This is a genomic window from Pseudundibacterium arcticum (genome assembly GCF_042646465.1).
Taxonomy (GTDB): domain Bacteria; phylum Pseudomonadota; class Gammaproteobacteria; order Burkholderiales; family Burkholderiaceae_D; genus Undibacterium_A; species Undibacterium_A arcticum.
The window spans coordinates 1-19,398 of sequence record NZ_JBHRTP010000088.1 but is presented as its reverse complement, the minus strand read 5'-3'; the positions used below and the strand labels follow the sequence as shown (position 1 = coordinate 19,398).

Below are 19,398 nucleotides of genomic sequence, written 5' to 3'. Positions count from 1 at the left end.
AATTCATGAAGCCGACGAAGACGAGTTCAGGCGCAACGCTGTCCATAGACCTTGGCGCAATCCGCCAAAATTACCGCTTGCTGCGCCGGCAAGCAGGCAAGGCAGCGTGCGCAGCGGTGATGAAGGCCGATGCTTACGGTTTGGGGGCTAGCCATATCGCGCCGATCCTGGCGCAAGAGGGTTGTCGGCATTTTTTTGTTGCGCATCTTGATGAGGGCATCGGACTACGGCGGTGTGTTCCGGCTGAGGCCGACATATTCGTGCTGCACGGCCCGCCGCCTGAGGCGGAACGCGACTTCATTGAACACGGGCTCATTCCCGTGCTCAACAGCCTGCCGCAGGTAAGAGCCTGGCGCACGCTGTGCCAGCAACTGGACCGGCGCCTGCCGGCGGTAATTCAGGTCGACACTGGCATGTCACGCATGGGTTTGTCGCCGGATGAGGTCGACATCCTGCTGAGCGACGCGAATTATTTGCATTGCATCGACTTGCGATATCTGATGAGCCACCTTGCCTGCGCCGAGTCGCAGTCGCACTTCATGAACGAGGCGCAACTACGTCGATTCCAGGTCCTGCGCGCGCGGTTTCCATCGATCCCCGCGAGTCTCGCCAATTCCTCCGGAATATTTCTGGGGCGCCCCTATCAGTTCGACCTGGTGCGTCCCGGCGCCGCACTGTATGGTCTGGCGCCAGTCGCAGGCGAGCCGAACCCGATGCATCCAGTTGTCTCATTGCAGGGGAGGATTATTCAAACTCGAACTATTAAAATCGGGGATTACGTCGGCTATGGCCTGACTTACCGCGCCGATAGCGCGCGCCATATTGCGACGGTTTCCGTCGGCTACGCGGATGGATGGATGCGGGCAATGAGCAACCGGGGCATTGCTGTTATCGGTGGGGTGAGCGTACCCTTCGTGGGAAGCGTGTCAATGGACACCATCACACTCGATGTTACCGCCATAGACAGGACAAAATTGGTTCCCGGCGCAATGGTCGACTTGATCGGCCCGAACCATCCGGTGGATACCGTCGCTGCGCTCGCCAGAACCATAGGGTATGAAATACTGACAAGCTTGGGAAACCGGTTTCATCGCGAATATGTTGATGCACCATGCAACTGCGACGATCCGCTTGCTGGCGCAGCTGCTTCGTCATCGATCGCCGGCGAGGCGGTAGCTCACTGGTGATCAACTGCGGGCTGACCCGCGTTAGCCCCATCAGAACCACAAGTGGCGGTATCAATGCACGGCAGCGGCACTGGCACATAACCACTCGAAAGCGATTTCCACGGCCGGCGTGCGCGGCGTCAGGCGTGATTTCATCAACCACAGGCCGGGCAAGGGAAAGCCGGGAATCTGCGGCAACGACATGAGCCGCCCTTGTTGCAGCGCGACATCGGCCAACAGCTGCGACACCATCGCGATGCCGAGCTCTTGCTCTGCCGCAGTCAGTAGCAGGCGCGCATCATCGACTGTGATGCTGCGCTGCGGCGAGCCTTCCTTCGGGCGGTAATCGGCCAGCCACGGCGCCCATTCCGGACGGTGCTCATCCATGATCAGGGGCGCTGCCATCAGCACCTCGGGAAATGGCCGCGCCTGCAGCCGCGTTGCCATCCGTGGCCCACACACTGCGATGGCGCGGTCTTCCAGTAGTGCTACGGACTTCAGATCGGCACTCTCCAATGCCTGCGTCGACACGATCAGGTCAACATCAATGCGGTCGATTTCGCGCAGCTCCTCTTGCGTGATCAACCAGATCTCGATGCCGGGATGCTGCCCTTTCAAGGCCGGCAGCCTTGGCATCAGCCAGCCAGCAGCAAAATCTGAGGAACAGGCCAACAGGACCGAGTCCATATTGCGGTAAGGCTCGATGCGTTCCCGCCCATCACTGAGGGTTTTCAGCGTATTGCGCACCGTCTCGCAAAATAGCTCGCCCGCGGCCGTCAGCGTGACGCCGCGCCCGACCCGGCGAAACAGGGGCTGGCCAACCCAGCTCTCCAGGTTCCGGATTTGGTGGCTGATGGCCGATTGCGTCAGTGACAGCTCCACCGCCGCACGTGACAACCCGCCCAATCTGGCGGCCGCCTCGAACGCAATCAGGCTTTGAAGCGGTGGCAATCTATTCTGCATGGTATTAAAAAAACTAATCAATCAAGAAATATCCATCATTTTACATTGCCCTTCTTGGTCGATAGTATCAACGCCAATCCCAGACGTAATCTTCAAGCATTAGAAATATTAATGTAATGCAAATACATCGATCACTCACTTACTGAACAACTCGGAGCAATCAAATGGACTCAACGATCAAGGGCGATGGTGCAATTCGCCGCACCTCCCTCTACGGCTCCTGTGCTGAGAACACTTATGCCGGCGTACTCAGCTTCATGCGGCGCAATTACAGCCGTGACCTGAGCTGCGTCGATGTCGCGATATCGGGCGTTCCGCTTGACCTCGCCACCACCTTCCGCTCCGGCGCCCGCCAGGGTCCGGCAGCGGTGCGCGCAGCCAGCGTGCAGTTGGCAGAACTGGCCCCTTATCCCTGGGGCTTCAACCCGTTCGATGACTTGGCGGTGATCGACTATGGCGACTGCTGGTTCGATGCGCACAACCCGTTGACGATCTCACAAAGCATCGTTGAACACGCCCGCACCATCCTCGCCAGCGGCGCCAAGATGCTGACTTTCGGCGGCGACCACTTCATTACCTACCCTTTGCTGAAGGCGCATGCCGAAAAGTATGGCAAACCGCTGTCGCTGATCCACTTCGACGCCCACTGCGACACCTGGCCCGATGACAGCCCGGAGTCGCTGAACCACGGCAGCATGTTTTACAAGGCGGTGAAGGATGGCCTGATCGACCCGAACACCTCGGTACAGGTCGGCATCCGCACCTGGAACGACGACTTCATGGGTATCCACATCCTGGACGCGCCGTGGGTCCACGCCCACGGCCCGCAAGCGGCGCTGGAAAAGATTCTGTCCATCGTCGGTGACCGCCCGACTTACCTGACCTTCGATATCGATTGTCTCGACCCGGCGTTTGCACCAGGTACCGGCACCCCGGTCCCCGGTGGTCTGAGTTCGGCGCAGGCCTTGGCCATCATCCGCGGCATGGGGCCGGTGAACCTGGTCGGCATGGATGTGGTCGAGGTGTCACCATCCTTCGACCAGAGCGAAATCACGGCGCTGGCCGCCGCGCATATCGCTGCCGACCTGTTGTGTGTGCTACGCAACCAGAAGCTAGCGGGCAAACCAGCCGTGTCAATTGAGCAGGCAACACAGGCGCTTTTTTAATGCGAGCAGCATCTTAAAAAATGGTTAAGGTACGCTAGCGGCACCCAAGCAGGCACCTTCATTTCGATTCAAGAGGAGACAAACATGAATACAATGACGCGGAAATTACCGCGCAAGCAACGCATCGGGTTCAATTTGCCACTGTCCATAGTCGCAGCTGCATTCGGTGTCGCAGCCATGGCCGCCGCCCCGGCCATAGCCCAAGAAGAAAAAGTTCTCAACCTCTACAATTGGGCCGCCTATATCGCGGACGACACGGTCAAGAACTTTGAGAAAGAGACCGGCATCCAGGTGCGCTCCGACTACTTCGACGGCAATGAAACCCTGCATGCGAAGCTGGTCGCTGGCAGATCGGGTTACGACATTGTGGTGCCGTCCGCGCTGTGGGCAGGTCTACAAATCCAAGGCGGCTTGCTGCGCAAACTCGACAAGAGCCAGTTGCCCAATCTCAAGAACATGGATCCCGTGGTCCAGGCGAAACTGGCCAGGCTCGATCCCAATAATGATCATTTAATCAGTTGGCTTTGGGGCTATACCACGGTCGGCATCAACGTCGACAAAGTGAAAGCCGCGCTCGGTGACCTGCCGATGCCGGACAATGCCTGGGATCTGGTGTTCGATCCGAAGTACATGTCGAAACTGAAATCCTGCGGTGTCTCCTTCGTCGACACCCCGGCGGATATCCTGCCAGCAGCCTTAAATTACTTGGGAAAAAATCCCTACTCCAAGAATAGCGGTGATTATCAGGATGCCGGCAATTTACTGCAGAAAATTCGTCCTTACGTCACGCTATTCAGTTCAGTGGGCTATGTCAACGACATGGCGAATGGGTCGGTGTGTGTCGCGCTCGGTTGGTCTGGCGACATCAACATCGCTCGTCAACGCGCGGTCGATGCCAAGAACGGATACAAGATCGAGGCGCTGATACCGAAGACCGGTGCGGAACTCTTCTTTGACACGCTGGCGATCCCCAGCGATGCCCCGCATCCGAACAACGCGCTGCTGTTCATGAATTACATCATGCGCCCTGAAGTCCACGCGAGTCAGACCAATAAGGTGTTCTATGCCAATTCGAATGCCGCCAGCATCAAGTTCGTCAAGAAAGAAATCGCCGAGAACAAATCGGTATTCCTGTCCGAGGCTGATATAAAACGGATGACTGCACCGGAATTGTTGAACAATGATGTCCGCCGAACCATGACGCGGGTATACACGAAATTCAAACTCGGGGTCTGATCGGGTCTCCACCCTCCCAAATCAGATTGATCTTACCCACCTACAAGCCAGGCTGGTGTGTCGTGCGGGCCGATCGCCGATCTGGCGCAGGTATTTGAGGATGTGCAAGTCCAGCCGCGCGGCATGAAGATTGATCTGCCTCATCCGACCGCTGGCACAGTTCCGCTGCTCGCCAGCCCGATCCGGACGTCGGAAACACCGGTGCCAGGGCTGGGCACGGAACAGATCGCGGGTCGGCGGCAGACCGCCATCATTTGCTGATGACGGGTGCCCAAAACACGGATCTGGCCGACACATTTTTTGGGTGGTAGCGGGCCGGCAAGGCCGCATTTTTCATGTGGGAACGGCACCGGAAACGCGACCGTCGCTCGTGCCCAACACGCCATACATCGCCGGTCTGCGATCACGAAACAAGCCCCAGTTCTCGCGGGCACGCCGACACTGCGCTAAATCGAAGGTATGCAAGAGGATGGTTTCATCGTCCGTTCCTGCTTCTGCGACCTTATCCCCTGTGCCATCCGTGATAAAACTTCGCCCGTGAAAGGTCACGCTGAGCGATGCCTGGCCTGCATTTCCCTTGCCCGTTTCTTTGCCTATCCTGTTCGCACAGACCATTGGCATCATATTTGCGGCGGCATGGCCTTGCATGGTTCGCTGCCAGTGCCCGGAGCAGTCCAATTCCGGCAACATTGGGTCACTGCCAATGATGGTTGGGAAGCACAAGACCTCCGCGCCCATTAACGCCATGGCGCGCGCCGTTTCCGGAAACCACTGGTCCCAGCAGATACCGATGCCGATGTGGCCAAATCTCGTCGACCAGACCTTGAAGCCTGTATCGCCGGGCGTGAAGTAGAATTTTTCAGAATACCCTGGGCTGTCGGGAACATGGGTTTTCCGATACACGCCCAAGCAGCTTCCGTCCGCGTCAAACACAACGAGAGAGTTATAAAATGCCTTCCCAGCCCGCTCAAAAAACCCGACCGGCAGCACGATTGCCAATTCCGCCGCCAAGCGACCAAATCGCGCCAGCTTTTCATTTTGATCTAGCGGTTCGGCGAGGTCGAAGTGATCGCTGTTTTCATCGATACAGAAATAAGGACTCATGAAGAGTTCGGGGCATAACACCAGGTTCGCACCCTCGCCCGCTGCTTGACGAGTCAGACCCTCGGCGCGATCCATATTACGTTCCAGATTCCAGTCGCCAGAGGCCATTTGGATTGCTGCAACGGTTATCAAACGGGATTTCATGGTAGTGGCATCCTTGGTCATGGGGTTGGAACGAGCGGTTGTAGTTGCGTCAGATAAGGATTCGCATTACATCCTTCGGTTACCCTGCGCGTCGCTTGAACGATGTGCCGTATTGCCAATGTCGTCGGAATGACAGGGTAGCCCGTGTAATCGACGAACTCGGCTTAACGATGTACTGCGGCGTATTGCGGTGAGGTGATGCAGGCGATGTTGCCCCCGCCCAGCAAAATCTCGCGGGTATTGGCGATGCCAATGATGCGATGTGTTGGAAACAGGTCCGCAAGAAGTCGTTGCGCTTTTTCATCGTTCGGGTCGCCGAATTCCGGTACGACTACCACGCTATTGCCGACGTAGTAGTTGATGTAGGAGGCGCAGATTTGGGTTCCTGCAACTCTGGCCAACGCTGCGTCGCCATGGTCGAGGCCGGCAGCTTCCTCGTCGGTCCAGACCAGCGGAGCCGGGGCATACATTTTGTGGATTTTCAGCTTTCGTCCTCTTGCATCCGTGGTGAATGAAAGAATACGAAAGGCTTCCTGGTAGATTTCATATTGTGGGTCGCTTGCATCATCAGTCCATTGCAGGACCACTTCGCCCGGGCGGATGAAACAGGCTAAATCATCAATATGACCGTCAGTCTCATCGAACTTGCATCCACGAGGCAGCCAGATCACTTTGCTTGCGCCCAAATAATCAAGCAGATGTTGGGTGACTGCTTCCTTCCCCATGTGGGCATTGCGATTCGTGTTCAGCAGGCACTGCTCAGTCGTGAGTACCGTCCCTTCGCCGTCACATTGAATCCCGCCCATTTCAGCGATGATCGGTGCGCGATAACGATCTGCCCTTTCTACCTCCAAGATCTTTTGGGCGATCTGATCGTCTTTGTCCCATGGAAAGTAAATGCCGCCGCTAAGGCCACCGTAGGCATTGAACTGAAAATCGACACCGCGCACCTCACCCTGATCGTTCAGGAGCCATGCCGGACCACTATCTCGGAACCAGCAGTCGTTGACGGACATCTCGATAACACGAACGTGATCGGGAAGCATCGCCCGCGCATTCGCAAATTGCGTGGCTGAAGCACAGATGGTAACGGGTTCGCTTTCAGCGATAGCCGATGCGATTGCAACCCAGACTTTCTGGGCTGGCTTGCCTCCATTTCGCCAGACGTCGGTTCGTTCTGGCCATCCTAACCAGCAGCCAGATTTTGTTTCAAATTCGCCTGGACAACGAAAACCATCATTAAGGGGAAGGGATGTAAGCGTATGTGCCATGAACTGCTCCAGTGTTATTGGAAAGTTGGGATCAACGGGATGTCGAAATTCATGGCGCAATGCTAATTTGAATTTTTTTAATTAACTATTGATAAATTTTCAGAAAAAGGTGAGTTAATTTCACCTAAATTCGTTTCACATAAATACGGTGTGAGGCTTGAGTAGCCGATGAATGCAGACAGGCGCGGGTCTTCCATTTTTCTTCGTTCCACTACAAGATAGTAGTTGCCGGGGGAGGGTACGGTCCCGGCAAATGGGCGCACCAGCCTGCCGCTTTTCAGATCATCTCCCGCCGTCAGAACGTCTGCCAAACACACACCGAGCTTTTGCAGTGCCGCTTCAATCGCCAATCCCGAGTGCGCAAAATGAATATTGCGAGTCGGCAGTGGATCGCTTGATGCGAAGGCGCCTAGCCAGCTGGCCCATGTTTTCCCATTGGGATCATCGTGCAGCATGCAGCAGCGATTCAGATCCCCCGGGCTCCGCAGACCATTTTCGCCTTCGATGAGTGATGGGTGGCACACAGGAAAGAACTCGATTGCGAGAAATGGTACAACCCAATAGCGTGACCAGTCTGTATCGCCCATGGCATACATGATGGTGATATCGGCAGCCAGATTGATTTCGTCTGAGTCGCTGTCATGGACCAGCAGGTGTAGCGTCAGGCCAGGGTGACGATTTGAAAAATCGCCTATCAGGCGAGGAAACAGACGGTGCGCCAACTCCGTTGGAGCAGAAATCTTCAGCGAGCCGGTCATGCCGGGGTGACTTGCATTACAGCAGGCCTCCGTCATCATGTCCAGTGCCTGCTGAACCGTATGCATCAGCCTTTGCCCTGCATCCGTCACATATTGCGTGCGCCCTCTTTTTTCGAACAGAGCCACACCCAATGCCGCTTCAAGTGAGCGAATTTGGTGGCTAATGGCACTATTGGTCACACATAGCTCGTTAGCGGCTTGTCCGAAGTGACCCAGCCGTGCCGCAGCTTCAAATGCCCGCAATGCGTTAAGTGGTGGAAGTTTTCTCATTCAGCGAAGATTACACAAACTGAGAATTTTGAATAGCTGGAATTGTGTAGCTATCGTGGATCCCGAATTCTGGACAACGGTTTAAGTTGTCATCAGATTGATGGAGAGAAGGCGATGGGCGAGCCGAAGAAGCGCAAGGTACCCGGAGCCGACTACAAGGCCAACCGCAAGCGTGTGCAGTGCATGATGTAGTCGCAGGCGCTAACTAGCGCCAGATATCGATTGGCAAAAGCGGGTGACGCTTCTCTCGCTTTGACCACGCCAATTCGCATTGGGTTATTTGAGGTATTTGTTGATGTATCGCTCTAAGCTTCCACTGGAAAATCACAATGGCGGTGGGAGGGCCGCAGGGGAAGTTTATATTGTCGCAATAAAAAGTCCGGCGGCGGTGCCGGATTCACTTGGCCGCGCAATTTGTTCGGGCTGATCATCCGTGTCCAGCCGGAAGGCGCTGACCCCGTGGGATAACTTCTGCGCCAGCACCCGCATGCTTTCAGCTGCCGCGGCAGCCTGGTCCACCAGCGCGGCATTCTGTTGCGTCATTTCATCCATCTGCCTGATGGCCTGGTTCACCTCTTCAATCCCGACGCTTTGCTCCTGACTGGCTGCGCTAATGTCGCTCATGATGTCGGTTACGCGGGTGACCGAATTGACGATCTCTTCCATCGTTTGTCCGGCATCGTCCACCAGTTTGCTGCCGATGCCAACTTGTTCGACGGAATCCGCAATCAGCGCCTTGATTTCTTTTGCGGCACCCGCAGAGCGCTGCGCCAGGTTGCGCACTTCGGTGGCGACGACCGCAAAGCCGCGACCCTGTTCACCGGCACGGGCAGCTTCGACCGCAGCATTCAATGCCAAGATGTTGGTCTGAAATGCAATGCCGTCGATGACGCCGATAATATCGACGATCTTGCGCGCGCTTGCCTTGATGGAGCCCATGGTATCCACGACTTGGGATACGACCTGCCCACCCTTGATCGCGACAGTAGAGGCGGAGATGGCGAGCTGGTTAGCCTGTCGCGCATGGTCGGCGTTTTGCCTGACAGTGTTGGTGAGCTGCTCCATCGCACTCGCGGTTTGTTCCAGCGAACTGGCTTGCGATTCGGTGCGGGCGGACAGGTCGGCATTGCCGGACGCAATTTCGCGGGAAGCGATGGCGATGCTGTCAGTGCCGCGCCGTACATCACCCACCGTCCTGGCCAGGTTGTTATTCATGTCCTGCAGCGCTTGTAGCAGCAAGCTGATCTCATCCTTGCCGATCACTTCAATGCGGGATCCAAGATCGCCGGCAGAAACCGTTTTGGCAATCGATAAGGCTCCTTGCAGCGGCTGCGTGATGCTGCGCGTGATCAGCCAGGCAATCACGCCACCAATGACCAACGCGGCTGATCCCGCGATCACCAGGAGCATCATTAGTTGCCTGCCGGAGACAACGGTAACCTCCAGTGCTGTGCGGGATGCGGCATGCTGGATCTCGACCAGCTTGTTGATTTCAACCAGTTCCTGTTGATGCATCGGATCGATGACGGTGGCCAGGATTTTTGCCGCGCCGTCGTTATCGAAGGCGAACGCCTGGCCCATCGCTTCGACGAAAGGGGCTTCGATTTTTTTGTCCAGCAGCGCAATGCCGGACAGGATGTTTTTTTCAGCATCGGTGAGTCCGATCGCTTCCAATTTGCCCCGTGCGTCCGCAAAGCGTTTGTGATGCGCCCTGACGCTGTCGCCGCCCAGATGCATGGCACCGACATCCGATTGAAGCGCAATATTGCGCATCGCTATGCCGCCTTCGAGCAGCGCACTCTTCATCGTGGTTGCCAACCGTTCTTTGGTATTGGCAAGCTCCAGTCCATCGATCAGTCTTGCTCTGTCAGTGGTGCCAATCACATTGCTGCTGACAAGTACCGCGATCAGCAGCAACAAGGTGATGCCGAAACCCATCGCCAGTCGTGCGCCTATCGATAAATTACGCAAATTCATGATGCTTCCTCTCGTTCAACGTTTCGAGTTGTATTTGAACTGGATGCTGATGGTGGCGAGCGCGGCTGCGCCAGTGAGGAAAAGAATGATCATCCACCGTTTCTCGTCGACCAGGGTGTCGTACAGAATGTGTTGTGTCGCGACTTGCTGAAGAGCGACAAGTTTGTTGATCTCAATTAATTCCTGCTGATGCAGCGGATCGATGGTGATCGAAAGGATTTTTGCGGCAGTGTCGTTGTTGAACGCAAAGGCCTGGCTCATTGCTTCCAACAACGGCGATTCGATTTCTTTGTCAAGTTGGGTGATGTCGGAGACGATCTTTTTTTCAGCATCGCTCAGCCCGATCGCTTCGAACTTATTGCGGGCGTCACTATAGCGTTGTTGCTGCGCCCTGACGCGATCGCCTCCCTTCTTCATCGCGCGGATATCGGATTGCAGGGCGATGTTGCGCATATCGATCGCTGCTTCGAGCAATGCGCTTTTCATCGTGGTTACCAATACCCATTTGTCATTAATAGTCTCAAGCCCATCAACGCGCTGGTTTCTGCTGTACGCGCTAAGCGCATTGCCGGCGACCAGCGCCGCAATGAGTGTTGCCAATATGATCCAGAAACCGATTCCCACTCGACTGCCGGTACGCAAATTCATGATGTCTCCCCTCGCTCTATTTTTTGAGTTGTTATTTACATGATCAATAATGAGGCGGTGTTGAAGAAAAGATCAGCCGCCATGCATGCTGCTCAAACACCTTCGGAATCGAGATGCAATTCCATTTCTAAATCAAACGTGCACTTTGTTGTCGGTTCTTGCCTTACTAAAGTAATGTCTGCGAACCTCCGCCGCGTTCACCGCCCCGGTTCAGCGGCGGCGGAACGCCGTCCGCTGCAACCGGTTGTTAGGTCGCAGTGCGAAAAAGCGGCGAGCAAGCTTCAGCGATTTGTTCCACATGGCGGTGGTCCGTGCCACAACAGCCCCCCATCACAGTCAGGCGCGCGAGCCGTTCCTTGAGACGGGCGTACTGCGCTCCAAGTTCGACCGGGTTCCCACTATCAAACTCCGGGGACTCGTTCAACTCTGCGTGACTCTTGTGCGAAGCGTTCGCTCGGAGGCCCCGAATTCGATCCAACCACAACCCGCCCTCAGCCACTACGTGGTCGAAATGCGTAGGATGGGCGCAGTTGATCATGTAGTAGCAGGGATAGCCTGACGTCGCCTCGTCAACTTGCTCGATCGCTGTCTTCAGACTCTGGCCGCTCGGGAGATTGCCGTCGGTCTCGACGGTAAAGGAAATCGCAACGGGCATGTCCACTTGCTGGGCTGCTCGCACAATCCCACGGGCTTCCTCCACGTAGTTCATGGTAATGGCACACACCATATCCGCAGCGGAACCAGCGAGGGTTTCGACTTGTGCCTGATGATAGGTCTCTGCTTCCTGCTCCGACATGGCACGATCGGGGACATAACCGTCCCCGCGAGGGCCGAGGCATCCGCTGATGACCATCGGAGTCTGATCGGTTTCGTATTCGTCCCGGATCTCTTCGAGCAGGTGGATCGCTCTACAGTTTGCATTGGCCAGCGCCTCGGGCATGTACCCGAGCCGGGTTCCCCAGTCCGCGTTGGCCCGCCAAGTCGCACTTTCGAGAATAAGTCCGGTGCCAAACCGCTTCGCGATCTCCGCATAGGTGCGAAAGTACTTGCGGAGGGCCGCTTCGCCTTCCGGCGTCTTCAACAGGTGGAATGCAGCGAAGTCCGGGAGTTCCAATCCTTCATGGAAGATCAGGGTGGTTTCGACCCCACCATCGGTGATGTAAAGACCGTCGCCGAGTTGTGGCAACTTATTGCGGTATTTCGCCATGATTTGTCTCCTGTCGCGATCTACCTTCGCGACCTAACTTTGATTTAGAAACGGAATAAATGATGGGGCCGGTCTCATGCCTGGCGATGCGAGTCGTGCAAATCCTTGCTATTGGTCGTTGCTGGCCTGGGTGAATAACCGTGTGACAAGGTGGTGCAGGTATTGCCTGTGGCGTCTGATAGATGCAGTGAACCGCAGCAGTGAACCGCACCAATCAGACGCTCAACTTTCCGACCCGGATGAGGGCGTTGAAAGTGCTTCACCTGGGCTGGCCGCTCAAGTGAAGACAGGAAAAGAGCGGTAATTACATTCCGCTCAAGCACCAGTACTTGACGGTCAGATAGTCGTCCATCCCGTATTTCGACCCTTCGCGCCCCAGGCCAGACTGCTTGATGCCACCGAATGGAGCAACCTCGTTGGAAATGATGCCGGTATTGATGCCGACCATGCCATATTCCAGCTGTTCGGCGATGCGCCAGATACGGCCGATATCGCGGCTGTAGAAATACGACGCGAGGCCGAATTCGGTATCGTTCGCCATTGCCACCACATCATCGTCGTGCTGAAAGCGGAACAAGGGTGCCAGTGGGCCGAAGGTTTCTTCGCGCGCGACTTTCATCTGCTGGGTGACGTCGGCAATCACGGTCGGCTCGAAGAAGCTATGCCCCAGCGCATGACGTTGTCCGCCGGTCAGAACACGCCCGCCTTGGGTGATCGCGTCATCGATGTGCGCTTCGATTTTTTGCACTGCGCGTTCGTCGATCAGCGGGCCCTGACTGGTGCCGGGTGCGGCACCATCGCCGACTTGCAATTTTTGGACGGCGGCCACCAGTTTTTCGCTGAAGGCGCCGTACACCTTATCCTGCACATAAAAGCGGTTGGCACAGACGCAGGTCTGACCGCTATTCCGGTATTTGGAGGCCATTGCGCCCTCGACTGCGGCATCCAGATCGGCATCGTCGAACACGATGAACGGCGCATTGCCGCCCAGTTCCAGCGATAGTTTCTTGACGGTGTCAGCCGATTGGCGCATCAACAGTTTGCCGATCGCGGTCGAGCCGGTGAAGCTCAGCTTGCGCACCAGCGGGTTACTGGTCATCTCACCGCCGATTGCAGGCGCATTGCCGGTCACGACGCTCAATACGCCTGGCGGGACTCCGGCACGTTCTGCCAGTTCGGCCAGTGCCAAGGCTGAGAATGGCGTCAGCTCGGCCGGCTTGACGATCATCGTGCAGCCGGCGGCCAGTGCCGGGCCTGCCTTGCGGGTGATCATTGCCGCAGGAAAATTCCATGGCGTGATGGCAGCACAAACACCGATCGGCTCTTTCGTCACCATGATGCGGCGTCCGTGCCCGGGTGTCGTGATCGTGTCGCCGTAGATGCGTTTGCCTTCTTCCGCAAACCACTCGATGAACGAGGCCGCATAAGCGATTTCGCCTTTGGCCTCGGCCAGTGGCTTGCCTTGTTCGGCGGTCATGATCGCGGCCAGATCGTCGGCATTGGCAAGGATCAGGTCGTACCATTTGCGCAGGATGGCGGAGCGTTCTTTGGCGAGCTTTTCGCGCCAGCCTTTCCATGCGGCGTTGGCCGCTGCGATGGCGCGGCTGGTTTCTGCGGCCCCCATTTCTGGCACGGTGCCGAGCAGGGCGCCGGTCGCGGGATTGGCGACGTTGATGGTTCTTCCGCTATCGGCGGCACACCAGCGACCGTCGATATAGGCTTTTTGTTTGAACAGGCTGGGGTCGTTGAGTTTAAGCATGGCAGTAAGGTGCTTTCATTCTGCTATCGGGGTGGCATTGATGCAAAGAGCGAGCTGAAAAATCAGCCGCAAAATTAGCAGCAAAATTAGCCACGTATCGCAGCATCAAGGATGCCGAGCGCTTCGGCCATCACGGCGTCGCTGATGGTGAGCGGGAACAGGAAGCGAATCACGTTGCCGTAGACGCCGCAGCTCAACAGCAACAGGCCTTTTTCGAGCGCTTTTGCCTGGACTTTTTTGGTGAAGTCAGGGTCGGGTTTGCCGCTCTCGGGATGCTGGAATTCGATCGCCAACATCGCCCCTAGCCCGCGTATTTCTGCGATCCTGGCGGCGTATTCCGGATCGGACTTGATCGTTTGCAAGCGCTCTTGCAGCTGCTGGCCAAGCTGATTGGCGCGCTCGATCAATTGTTCGCTGTCGATGATGTCGAGCACCGCCAGCGCCGAGGCAACCGCCAGCGCATTACCGGCATAGGTGCCGCCCAAGCCGCCGGGGCTAGGGGCATCCATGATTTCGGCTTTGCCGCAGACCGCGGACAGCGGCATGCCGCCGGCCAGGCTCTTGGCCATCGTCATCAGGTCCGGGATCACGCCGTAGTGTTCCATCGCGAATAGCTTGCCGGTGCGGGCGAATCCGGTCTGGACTTCGTCGGCAATCAGCAGGATCCCATGTTGGTCACAGAGGGTGCGCAAGGCCTGCATGAACGCGACCGGTGCCACGCAAAATCCCCCTTCGCCCTGTATCGGTTCGAGGATGATGGCGGCGACCCGTTTCGGGTCAACGTCGGCCTTGAACAGCATTTGCAAGGCGCGCAGCGAGTCGTCGACCGAGACACCATGCAGCGTATTCGGGAACGGGGCGTGATACACATTGCCGGGGAAGGGACCGAAACCGAGTTTGTAGGGGTCGACCTTGCCGGTTAGCGCCATGCCCATCATGGTGCGGCCATGAAACGCGCCGGAAAAGGCGATGATGGCCGGCCGTCCGGTGGCAGCACGGGCGATTTTCACGGCATTCTCAACTGCTTCCGCGCCGGTGGTGAAAAACGCGGTTTTCTTGGGGTGGTCGCCCGGGGTCAGGCGGTTGATCTTTTCGGCCAGCGTGACATAGCTGCCGTAAGGGACGATCTGGTAAGCGGTATGGGTGAATCGTTCCAGCTGTTCGGTAATGGCGGTGACGATTTTCGGATGGCGATGGCCGGTGTTCAGCACCGCGATGCCGCTGGCGAAGTCGATATAACGCTTACCTTCGACATCCCAGATTTCGGCATTTTCAGCGCGTTCAGCGTAAAAATTGCACATCACGCCGACGCCACGTGGGGTGGCGGCATCCTTGCGGGCTTTCCATTCCTGATTGGTACTCATGTTTTTCCTTCGATTGATTGGTGTGGCGACCTTGCAATGGTGGATTGTTTTGGTTCCGTGAGATAGTGCCGTTCCATTTTTTTTGATGGTACCGCTTTGGCTTGATTATGGATCTATAATGTTTGCATAAATATTATTATTGATGGTGCCGCTTGCTTACGCTGATCCTTTCCGACTACCTGCTTCAGCATTTCGACAAACAATCCAAAGTGCCTTGCAACCGCCAGCTGTATCAATTATTGCGTCATGCAATCCTTGAACATGTGCTGCCGGTCGATGCCAAACTACCGTCCAGTCGCGACTTGGCGACTGAGTTGCAGATTTCCCGCAATACCGTCCTGTATGCCTATGAGCAATTATTGGCGGAAGGCTATGTCGCGGGACGCTCCGGCAGTGGCACCTTTGTGACGGACACGGTGCCGGATGCGGTGGCGCTGAAATCCAAGCTGGTGACGGCTGTGCCGAAAGACGAACCGATCGCGCCGATGCTGTCGCAGCGCGGCCAGCAACTGGTGAAGTATGCCGGTGCCGCGCCGCAGCAATGGGGCGCCTTCGTGCCCGGTGTGCCGGACGTGACGCAGTTCCCGCACCGCACCTGGAGTCGCTTGCAAAACAAGGTATGGCAAAACCCCTTGCCCACGACGCTGACCTACGCCCATGGCGGCGGTCATCTGCCCTTGCGCGTGGCCTTGGCCGAACATTTGAAAATGGCGCGCTCGGTCGATTGCGTGCCAGAACAGGTCGTCATTACCACCGGCATCCATCAATCGATCGACTTATGCATGCGGTTGCTGGGGGACCCGGGCGATTTGGCCTGGGTCGAAGATCCCTGCTATTGGGGGGCGCGTAATTTGTTGCGCGCTTCTGGCCTGAACATTCGGCCAGTGCGGGTGGATGCCGAAGGTCTGTGCCCTGATGCGGAGGATTTCAAGGCAGTACCGCGTTTCATTTTTGTCTCGCCTTCCCATCAATACCCGCTGGGCATGGTGATGAGTCTGGCACGCCGACGGTTGCTGCTGGAATACGCGAAGCAGCATGGTTGCTGGATCATCGAAGATGACTACGATAGTGAATTCCGCTATGTAGGCAGGCCGCTGGCCTCGTTGCAGGGGCTGGATCACGCCAATCGGGTGCTGTATATGGGAACCTTCAGCAAGACCCTGTTTCCTGGTTTGCGGCTGGGCTATCTGGTGTTGCCGCTGGCGCTGGTCAAACCCTTCGTGGTCGGCATGGAAGAGTTGCACCGTGCCGGCAATGTGCCGGTGCAGGCGACCCTGGCCGAATTCATGGCGCAGGGTTTTTTCACCTCGCATATTCGCCACATGAGAACCTTATACGCAGCACGCCTGTCGCTGCTCCAGGAAGCCATCGCGCAGCGCTTCGACCCGAAGGTGGTGAAACCGACGGGGAGTGATGCCGGACTGCACCTGGCCTTGAAATTGCCCGCACATTGCGACGATGTGGCAATTGTGCGGGCTGCGGCGCAAGCGGGTGTCGCAGTACGTCCCTTGTCCAGTTATTACCACGATGCCAGCCAAGCAGAGCGCGGCCTGGTATTGGGTTATGCCTGCGTGCAGGAACCGCACATCGCTCCCGCATTTGATGTGTTGGCCGGGGTGATCGAGCGTTACCTGTAAACCTGCAGCGGTGAGCCTGTCGCGCTTGCCTGGCCTGTGGTGCGAATTTCTACGCTAGCCCTGCGCTGGCGGATTCCTGCCAATATCGAAAAAATAGCTGCTTCCCCGGTGCCAGGATACGTTCGGCCGTCACAAAGGCGGTGGCGGTAGAGCTTGATGTCCATCGAAAACTGGTTCCTAAATTTTTAATTAAATTGGTCCTATCTTGGGTCCATATTCGTTGGCACAATGGCGCTGCTGATTCCCTGGGCTTGCCTGGGTGTATTCAATCACTCTACCAACCTCAATCGGAGTTACCAGATGGCACAACATGAATTCGCCTTTCGTTCCAGCGGCACCTATTTGAATGGGCCGACGCGCAGTGCGGCACCCGCGATGCCGTTCGCGCTGGCTGGCCTGACGTTTGATGGTGCGGTGACCAATCGGCCTGGCGCGCGTTTCGGCCCGCAGGCAATCCGGCTGGCGTCGCAGATGTTGTGCGATGCGACGCATCCGCATTTCGAGACCACGCCGCTCGGCCATTTATGTGATGCCGGCGATCTTCCTATGCCCAACACCGGTGTCGATGCGATGCGTGCGGCACTGATGCCGCAAGCCCTCGAACTATTCAAGCAGCACCACATGGTGTGGCTCGGTGGCGACCATTCGGTGACTTTGCCGCTGTTGCGGGCGTTGAATCAGGTGCATGGCGGGCCGGTTGCGATGGTACATTTCGATGCGCATTGCGATACCTGGACCAATCATTTCGGTGAGCCATCCGGTCACGGCACGTGGGTGTACGAGGCCATGCAGGAAGGATTGTTGCTGCCGCAGGCCTCAGTCCAGATCGGGATCCGCTCGTCGGCCGAGCGCGAAGCACGCGAATACGTCAACAGCGTCGGTGGTCGGGTCTTCACTGCGCGTGAGTTGCGGGGGCTGGAGAGTCCGGTGCAATTGGCGCCGGTGCTGACGGAAATCCGCGAGCGTATGGCGCAAGCGGGCAATCCGCCGGTGTATCTGACGCTCGACATCGATTGCCTCGATCCGGCCTATGCACCCGGCACCGGCACACCCGAGCCCGGTGGCATGACCTCGGCGCAGGTGCTGTCGATCATCGAGGAACTGGCTGATCTGAACTGGTGCGGTATGGATTGCGTCGAAGTGGCGCCACCTTACGACCACGCCGAGTTGACCACGAATGCGGCATCCACCTTTGTCTGGACCTATCTGTGCGGCCAGATTCAGAAGCGGGCACGCACTTAATCTTGTCTTGCCGCTTCTTACCCGCTTCTAGCCGATCACCGAGGAATTCATATGCTGCTCAAGAAAGAAACCCGACTCACGCAGGATTCCTACTACGAAGCCAGCGTCACCCGAGCGCTGCCATCGCCCGCACTGGCGCACCGTATTACCGCCGATGTGTGTGTGGTCGGCGCCGGTTTTTCGGGGCTTTCCGCGGCGCTGGAACTGGCGGCACGTGGCTATTCGGTGGCGCTGCTGGAGGCGAAGATGGTGGGGTGGGGCGCATCGGGCCGCAACGGTGGGCAAGCGCTCGTCGGTTTCGCTGGTGAGGATGCGATCGAGTCGCAATTCTCGGTGGCCGATGCGCGATGCGCCTGGAATACCACGGTCGACGGCTTGCAATTGCTGCGCCAGCGCATCGCCACGCATGCGATCGATTGCGATTTCGTGCCCGGCTATATGAGCCTGGCGGTGGGCGCGAGGAAAGCACGGGCGCTGGATGCGTGGGTGGACCACGTCGCCCGCACCTATGATTATCCAATCCAGAAGATTGCCGCCGCAGAGCTGAAAAATTGCATCGCCAGTGAGCGCTTTCATGGTGGTGCTTATGATGCCGGTTCGGGCCATTTGCATCCGCTCAAATACTGTCTCGGCTTGGCAGCAGCGGCGCGCGCAGCCGGCGTGCAGATTTTTGAAAATTCGCCCGTCATCGATGTTGAGCGTGGGGGTGACGGGCGCGGCAAAAAGCCGGTCGTCAAGACTGCGCAAGGCGAGGTCGCATGCAGCTTCGTGGTGCTGGCCGGCAACGTCTACCTGAACGAATACGGCAAGACAGTGGCGCCGGAACTGGGTCAGCGCATCATGCCAGTCGGCACCTACATCATCGCCACCGAGCCGATGGCGAAACAGCGTGCCGATCTGTTGCTCCGCCAGCGCGCCGCAGTGTGCGACACCAATTTCATCCTGGATTATTTCCGCCTGACGGCGGATCACCGGATGCTGTTCGGCGGACGCGTCAGCTACACCACCGCGACGCCAATGAATCTTGCTGCCAGCATGCGGCAGCGGATGCTGGCCGTGTTCCCACAGTTGGCCGATCTGGCAGTGCAGCACGCCTGGGGCGGGTTTATCGATATCACGATGAACCGGGCACCTGATTTTGGGCGGCTCGGTCATAATATTTATTACATGCAAGGCTTTTCCGGGCATGGCCTGGTACTGAGTGGCATGGCGGGCAAGCTGGTGGCGGAAACCATTGCCGGGCAAGCGGAGCGCTTTGATTTGCTGTCGCGCATCCAGCATCATTCCTTCCCGGGCGGCCCCTTGATGCGGACCCCGGCACTGGTGTTGGGGACGCTTTATTATCGGCTCAAGGATTTGTTCTGAACCAGAGCGTTTGTGTGGGAGTATGTGTTAAAAATAGCAGTTTCCCGCAGAATTTTATGACGCGGATTCAACTATGAAGTGCAACTGACGATGGAATTTAGTGGGAGTATCTGGAGGCCAA

Annotated in this window: 16 protein-coding genes; 7 read left to right on the top strand and 9 right to left on the bottom strand. The window is 57.1% G+C overall.

The features are described 5' to 3' along the window. Window positions 1-5: 5 nt before the first annotated feature. On the top strand, window positions 6-1,187 hold the full coding sequence (gene alr, locus ACFOFO_RS22800; protein ID WP_390327615.1) for an alanine racemase: 1,182 nt from the start codon (window positions 6-8) through the stop codon (window positions 1,185-1,187). A gap of 51 nt (window positions 1,188-1,238) precedes the next feature. On the opposite strand, the gene ACFOFO_RS22795 is transcribed toward alr, so the two are convergent. Continuing rightward, window positions 1,239-2,117, bottom strand: coding sequence for a LysR substrate-binding domain-containing protein (locus ACFOFO_RS22795; RefSeq protein WP_390327613.1), 879 nt, complete (start codon window positions 2,115-2,117; stop codon window positions 1,239-1,241). Between the two features lie 176 nt (window positions 2,118-2,293). Between ACFOFO_RS22795 and speB (ACFOFO_RS22790) the strand changes: the two genes are divergently transcribed. The 3 genes from speB (ACFOFO_RS22790) (at window position 2,294) to ACFOFO_RS22780 (ending at window position 4,792) form a co-directional block, all read left to right on the top strand. After that, a complete protein-coding gene (gene speB / locus ACFOFO_RS22790; protein ID WP_390332968.1) occupies window positions 2,294-3,295 on the top strand; it encodes an agmatinase in 1,002 nt (333 codons plus the stop codon). A 177-nt stretch (window positions 3,296-3,472) separates the two neighbouring features. Continuing rightward, window positions 3,473-4,531, top strand: a complete 1,059-nt coding sequence (locus ACFOFO_RS22785; protein ID WP_390332980.1) for a polyamine ABC transporter substrate-binding protein — start codon at window positions 3,473-3,475, stop codon at window positions 4,529-4,531. Between the two features lie 57 nt (window positions 4,532-4,588). Continuing rightward, a complete protein-coding gene (locus ACFOFO_RS22780; protein WP_390327606.1) occupies window positions 4,589-4,792 on the top strand; it encodes a CoA transferase in 204 nt (67 codons plus the stop codon). Between the two features lie 72 nt (window positions 4,793-4,864). On the opposite strand, the gene aguB is transcribed toward ACFOFO_RS22780, so the two are convergent. The 8 genes from aguB to gabT all read right to left on the bottom strand — a co-directional run bounded on the left by aguB (window position 4,865) and on the right by gabT (window position 15,033). Next, on the bottom strand, window positions 4,865-5,779 hold the full coding sequence (gene aguB, locus ACFOFO_RS22775) for an N-carbamoylputrescine amidase (protein WP_390332967.1): 915 nt from the start codon (window positions 5,777-5,779) through the stop codon (window positions 4,865-4,867). 164 nt (window positions 5,780-5,943) lie between these two features. Then, complete coding sequence (gene aguA, locus ACFOFO_RS22770) at window positions 5,944-7,050, bottom strand: agmatine deiminase (RefSeq protein ID WP_390332965.1); 1,107 nt, start codon at window positions 7,048-7,050, stop codon at window positions 5,944-5,946. A gap of 77 nt (window positions 7,051-7,127) precedes the next feature. Further along, entirely contained in the window at window positions 7,128-8,078 is a 951-nt protein-coding gene (locus ACFOFO_RS22765; protein ID WP_390332963.1) for a LysR substrate-binding domain-containing protein, read from the bottom strand. A gap of 357 nt (window positions 8,079-8,435) precedes the next feature. Beyond that, complete coding sequence (locus ACFOFO_RS22760) at window positions 8,436-10,055, bottom strand: methyl-accepting chemotaxis protein (protein ID WP_390332960.1); 1,620 nt, start codon at window positions 10,053-10,055, stop codon at window positions 8,436-8,438. Between the two features lie 15 nt (window positions 10,056-10,070). Next, window positions 10,071-10,703, bottom strand: coding sequence for an MCP four helix bundle domain-containing protein (locus tag ACFOFO_RS22755; protein WP_390332958.1), 633 nt, complete (start codon window positions 10,701-10,703; stop codon window positions 10,071-10,073). A gap of 247 nt (window positions 10,704-10,950) precedes the next feature. Further along, the gene (locus ACFOFO_RS22750; RefSeq protein ID WP_390332956.1) at window positions 10,951-11,910 is read right to left on the bottom strand and encodes a homocysteine S-methyltransferase family protein; all 960 of its coding nucleotides are present in this window, start codon (window positions 11,908-11,910) and stop codon (window positions 10,951-10,953) included. Between the two features lie 304 nt (window positions 11,911-12,214). Further along, window positions 12,215-13,669, bottom strand: coding sequence for an NADP-dependent succinate-semialdehyde dehydrogenase (gabD, locus tag ACFOFO_RS22745; RefSeq protein ID WP_390327596.1), 1,455 nt, complete (start codon window positions 13,667-13,669; stop codon window positions 12,215-12,217). Between the two features lie 86 nt (window positions 13,670-13,755). Continuing rightward, window positions 13,756-15,033 carry a 4-aminobutyrate--2-oxoglutarate transaminase gene (gene gabT / locus ACFOFO_RS22740; protein ID WP_390327594.1) on the bottom strand — a complete coding sequence of 426 codons (1,278 nt, stop codon included), beginning with the start codon at window positions 15,031-15,033 and terminating at the stop codon, window positions 13,756-13,758. Between the two features lie 152 nt (window positions 15,034-15,185). Here gabT and pdxR point away from each other — a divergent pair, with 152 nt between their 5' ends. The 3 genes from pdxR (at window position 15,186) to ACFOFO_RS22725 (ending at window position 19,277) form a co-directional block, all read left to right on the top strand. Beyond that, window positions 15,186-16,670, top strand: coding sequence for a MocR-like pyridoxine biosynthesis transcription factor PdxR (gene pdxR, locus ACFOFO_RS22735; RefSeq protein WP_390332953.1), 1,485 nt, complete (start codon window positions 15,186-15,188; stop codon window positions 16,668-16,670). A 300-nt stretch (window positions 16,671-16,970) separates the two neighbouring features. Continuing rightward, window positions 16,971-17,912: an agmatinase gene (gene speB / locus ACFOFO_RS22730; RefSeq protein ID WP_390328301.1), complete on the top strand. Its 942-nt coding sequence runs from the start codon at window positions 16,971-16,973 to the stop codon at window positions 17,910-17,912. 51 nt (window positions 17,913-17,963) lie between these two features. Beyond that, complete coding sequence (locus tag ACFOFO_RS22725) at window positions 17,964-19,277, top strand: NAD(P)/FAD-dependent oxidoreductase (RefSeq protein ID WP_390327592.1); 1,314 nt, start codon at window positions 17,964-17,966, stop codon at window positions 19,275-19,277. Window positions 19,278-19,398 lie beyond the last annotated feature (121 nt).

What these genes read in the sequence shown, in the direction of transcription:
- alr (WP_390327615.1), top strand. Translation starts at nt 6, where the DNA reads ATGAAGCCGACGAAGACGAGTTCAGGCGCAACGCTGTCCATAGACCTT.
- speB (WP_390332968.1), top strand. Translation starts at nt 2,294, where the DNA reads ATGGACTCAACGATCAAGGGCGATGGTGCAATTCGCCGCACCTCCCTC.
- ACFOFO_RS22785 (WP_390332980.1), top strand. Translation starts at nt 3,473, where the DNA reads ATGGCCGCCGCCCCGGCCATAGCCCAAGAAGAAAAAGTTCTCAACCTC.
- aguB (WP_390332967.1), bottom strand. Translation starts at nt 5,779, where the DNA reads ATGAAATCCCGTTTGATAACCGTTGCAGCAATCCAAATGGCCTCTGGC.
- aguA (WP_390332965.1), bottom strand. Translation starts at nt 7,050, where the DNA reads ATGGCACATACGCTTACATCCCTTCCCCTTAATGATGGTTTTCGTTGT.
- ACFOFO_RS22765 (WP_390332963.1), bottom strand. Translation starts at nt 8,078, where the DNA reads ATGAGAAAACTTCCACCACTTAACGCATTGCGGGCATTTGAAGCTGCG.
- ACFOFO_RS22760 (WP_390332960.1), bottom strand. Translation starts at nt 10,055, where the DNA reads ATGAATTTGCGTAATTTATCGATAGGCGCACGACTGGCGATGGGTTTC.
- ACFOFO_RS22755 (WP_390332958.1), bottom strand. Translation starts at nt 10,703, where the DNA reads ATGAATTTGCGTACCGGCAGTCGAGTGGGAATCGGTTTCTGGATCATA.
- ACFOFO_RS22750 (WP_390332956.1), bottom strand. Translation starts at nt 11,910, where the DNA reads ATGGCGAAATACCGCAATAAGTTGCCACAACTCGGCGACGGTCTTTAC.
- gabD (WP_390327596.1), bottom strand. Translation starts at nt 13,669, where the DNA reads ATGCTTAAACTCAACGACCCCAGCCTGTTCAAACAAAAAGCCTATATC.
- gabT (WP_390327594.1), bottom strand. Translation starts at nt 15,033, where the DNA reads ATGAGTACCAATCAGGAATGGAAAGCCCGCAAGGATGCCGCCACCCCA.
- speB (WP_390328301.1), top strand. Translation starts at nt 16,971, where the DNA reads ATGGCACAACATGAATTCGCCTTTCGTTCCAGCGGCACCTATTTGAAT.
- ACFOFO_RS22725 (WP_390327592.1), top strand. Translation starts at nt 17,964, where the DNA reads ATGCTGCTCAAGAAAGAAACCCGACTCACGCAGGATTCCTACTACGAA.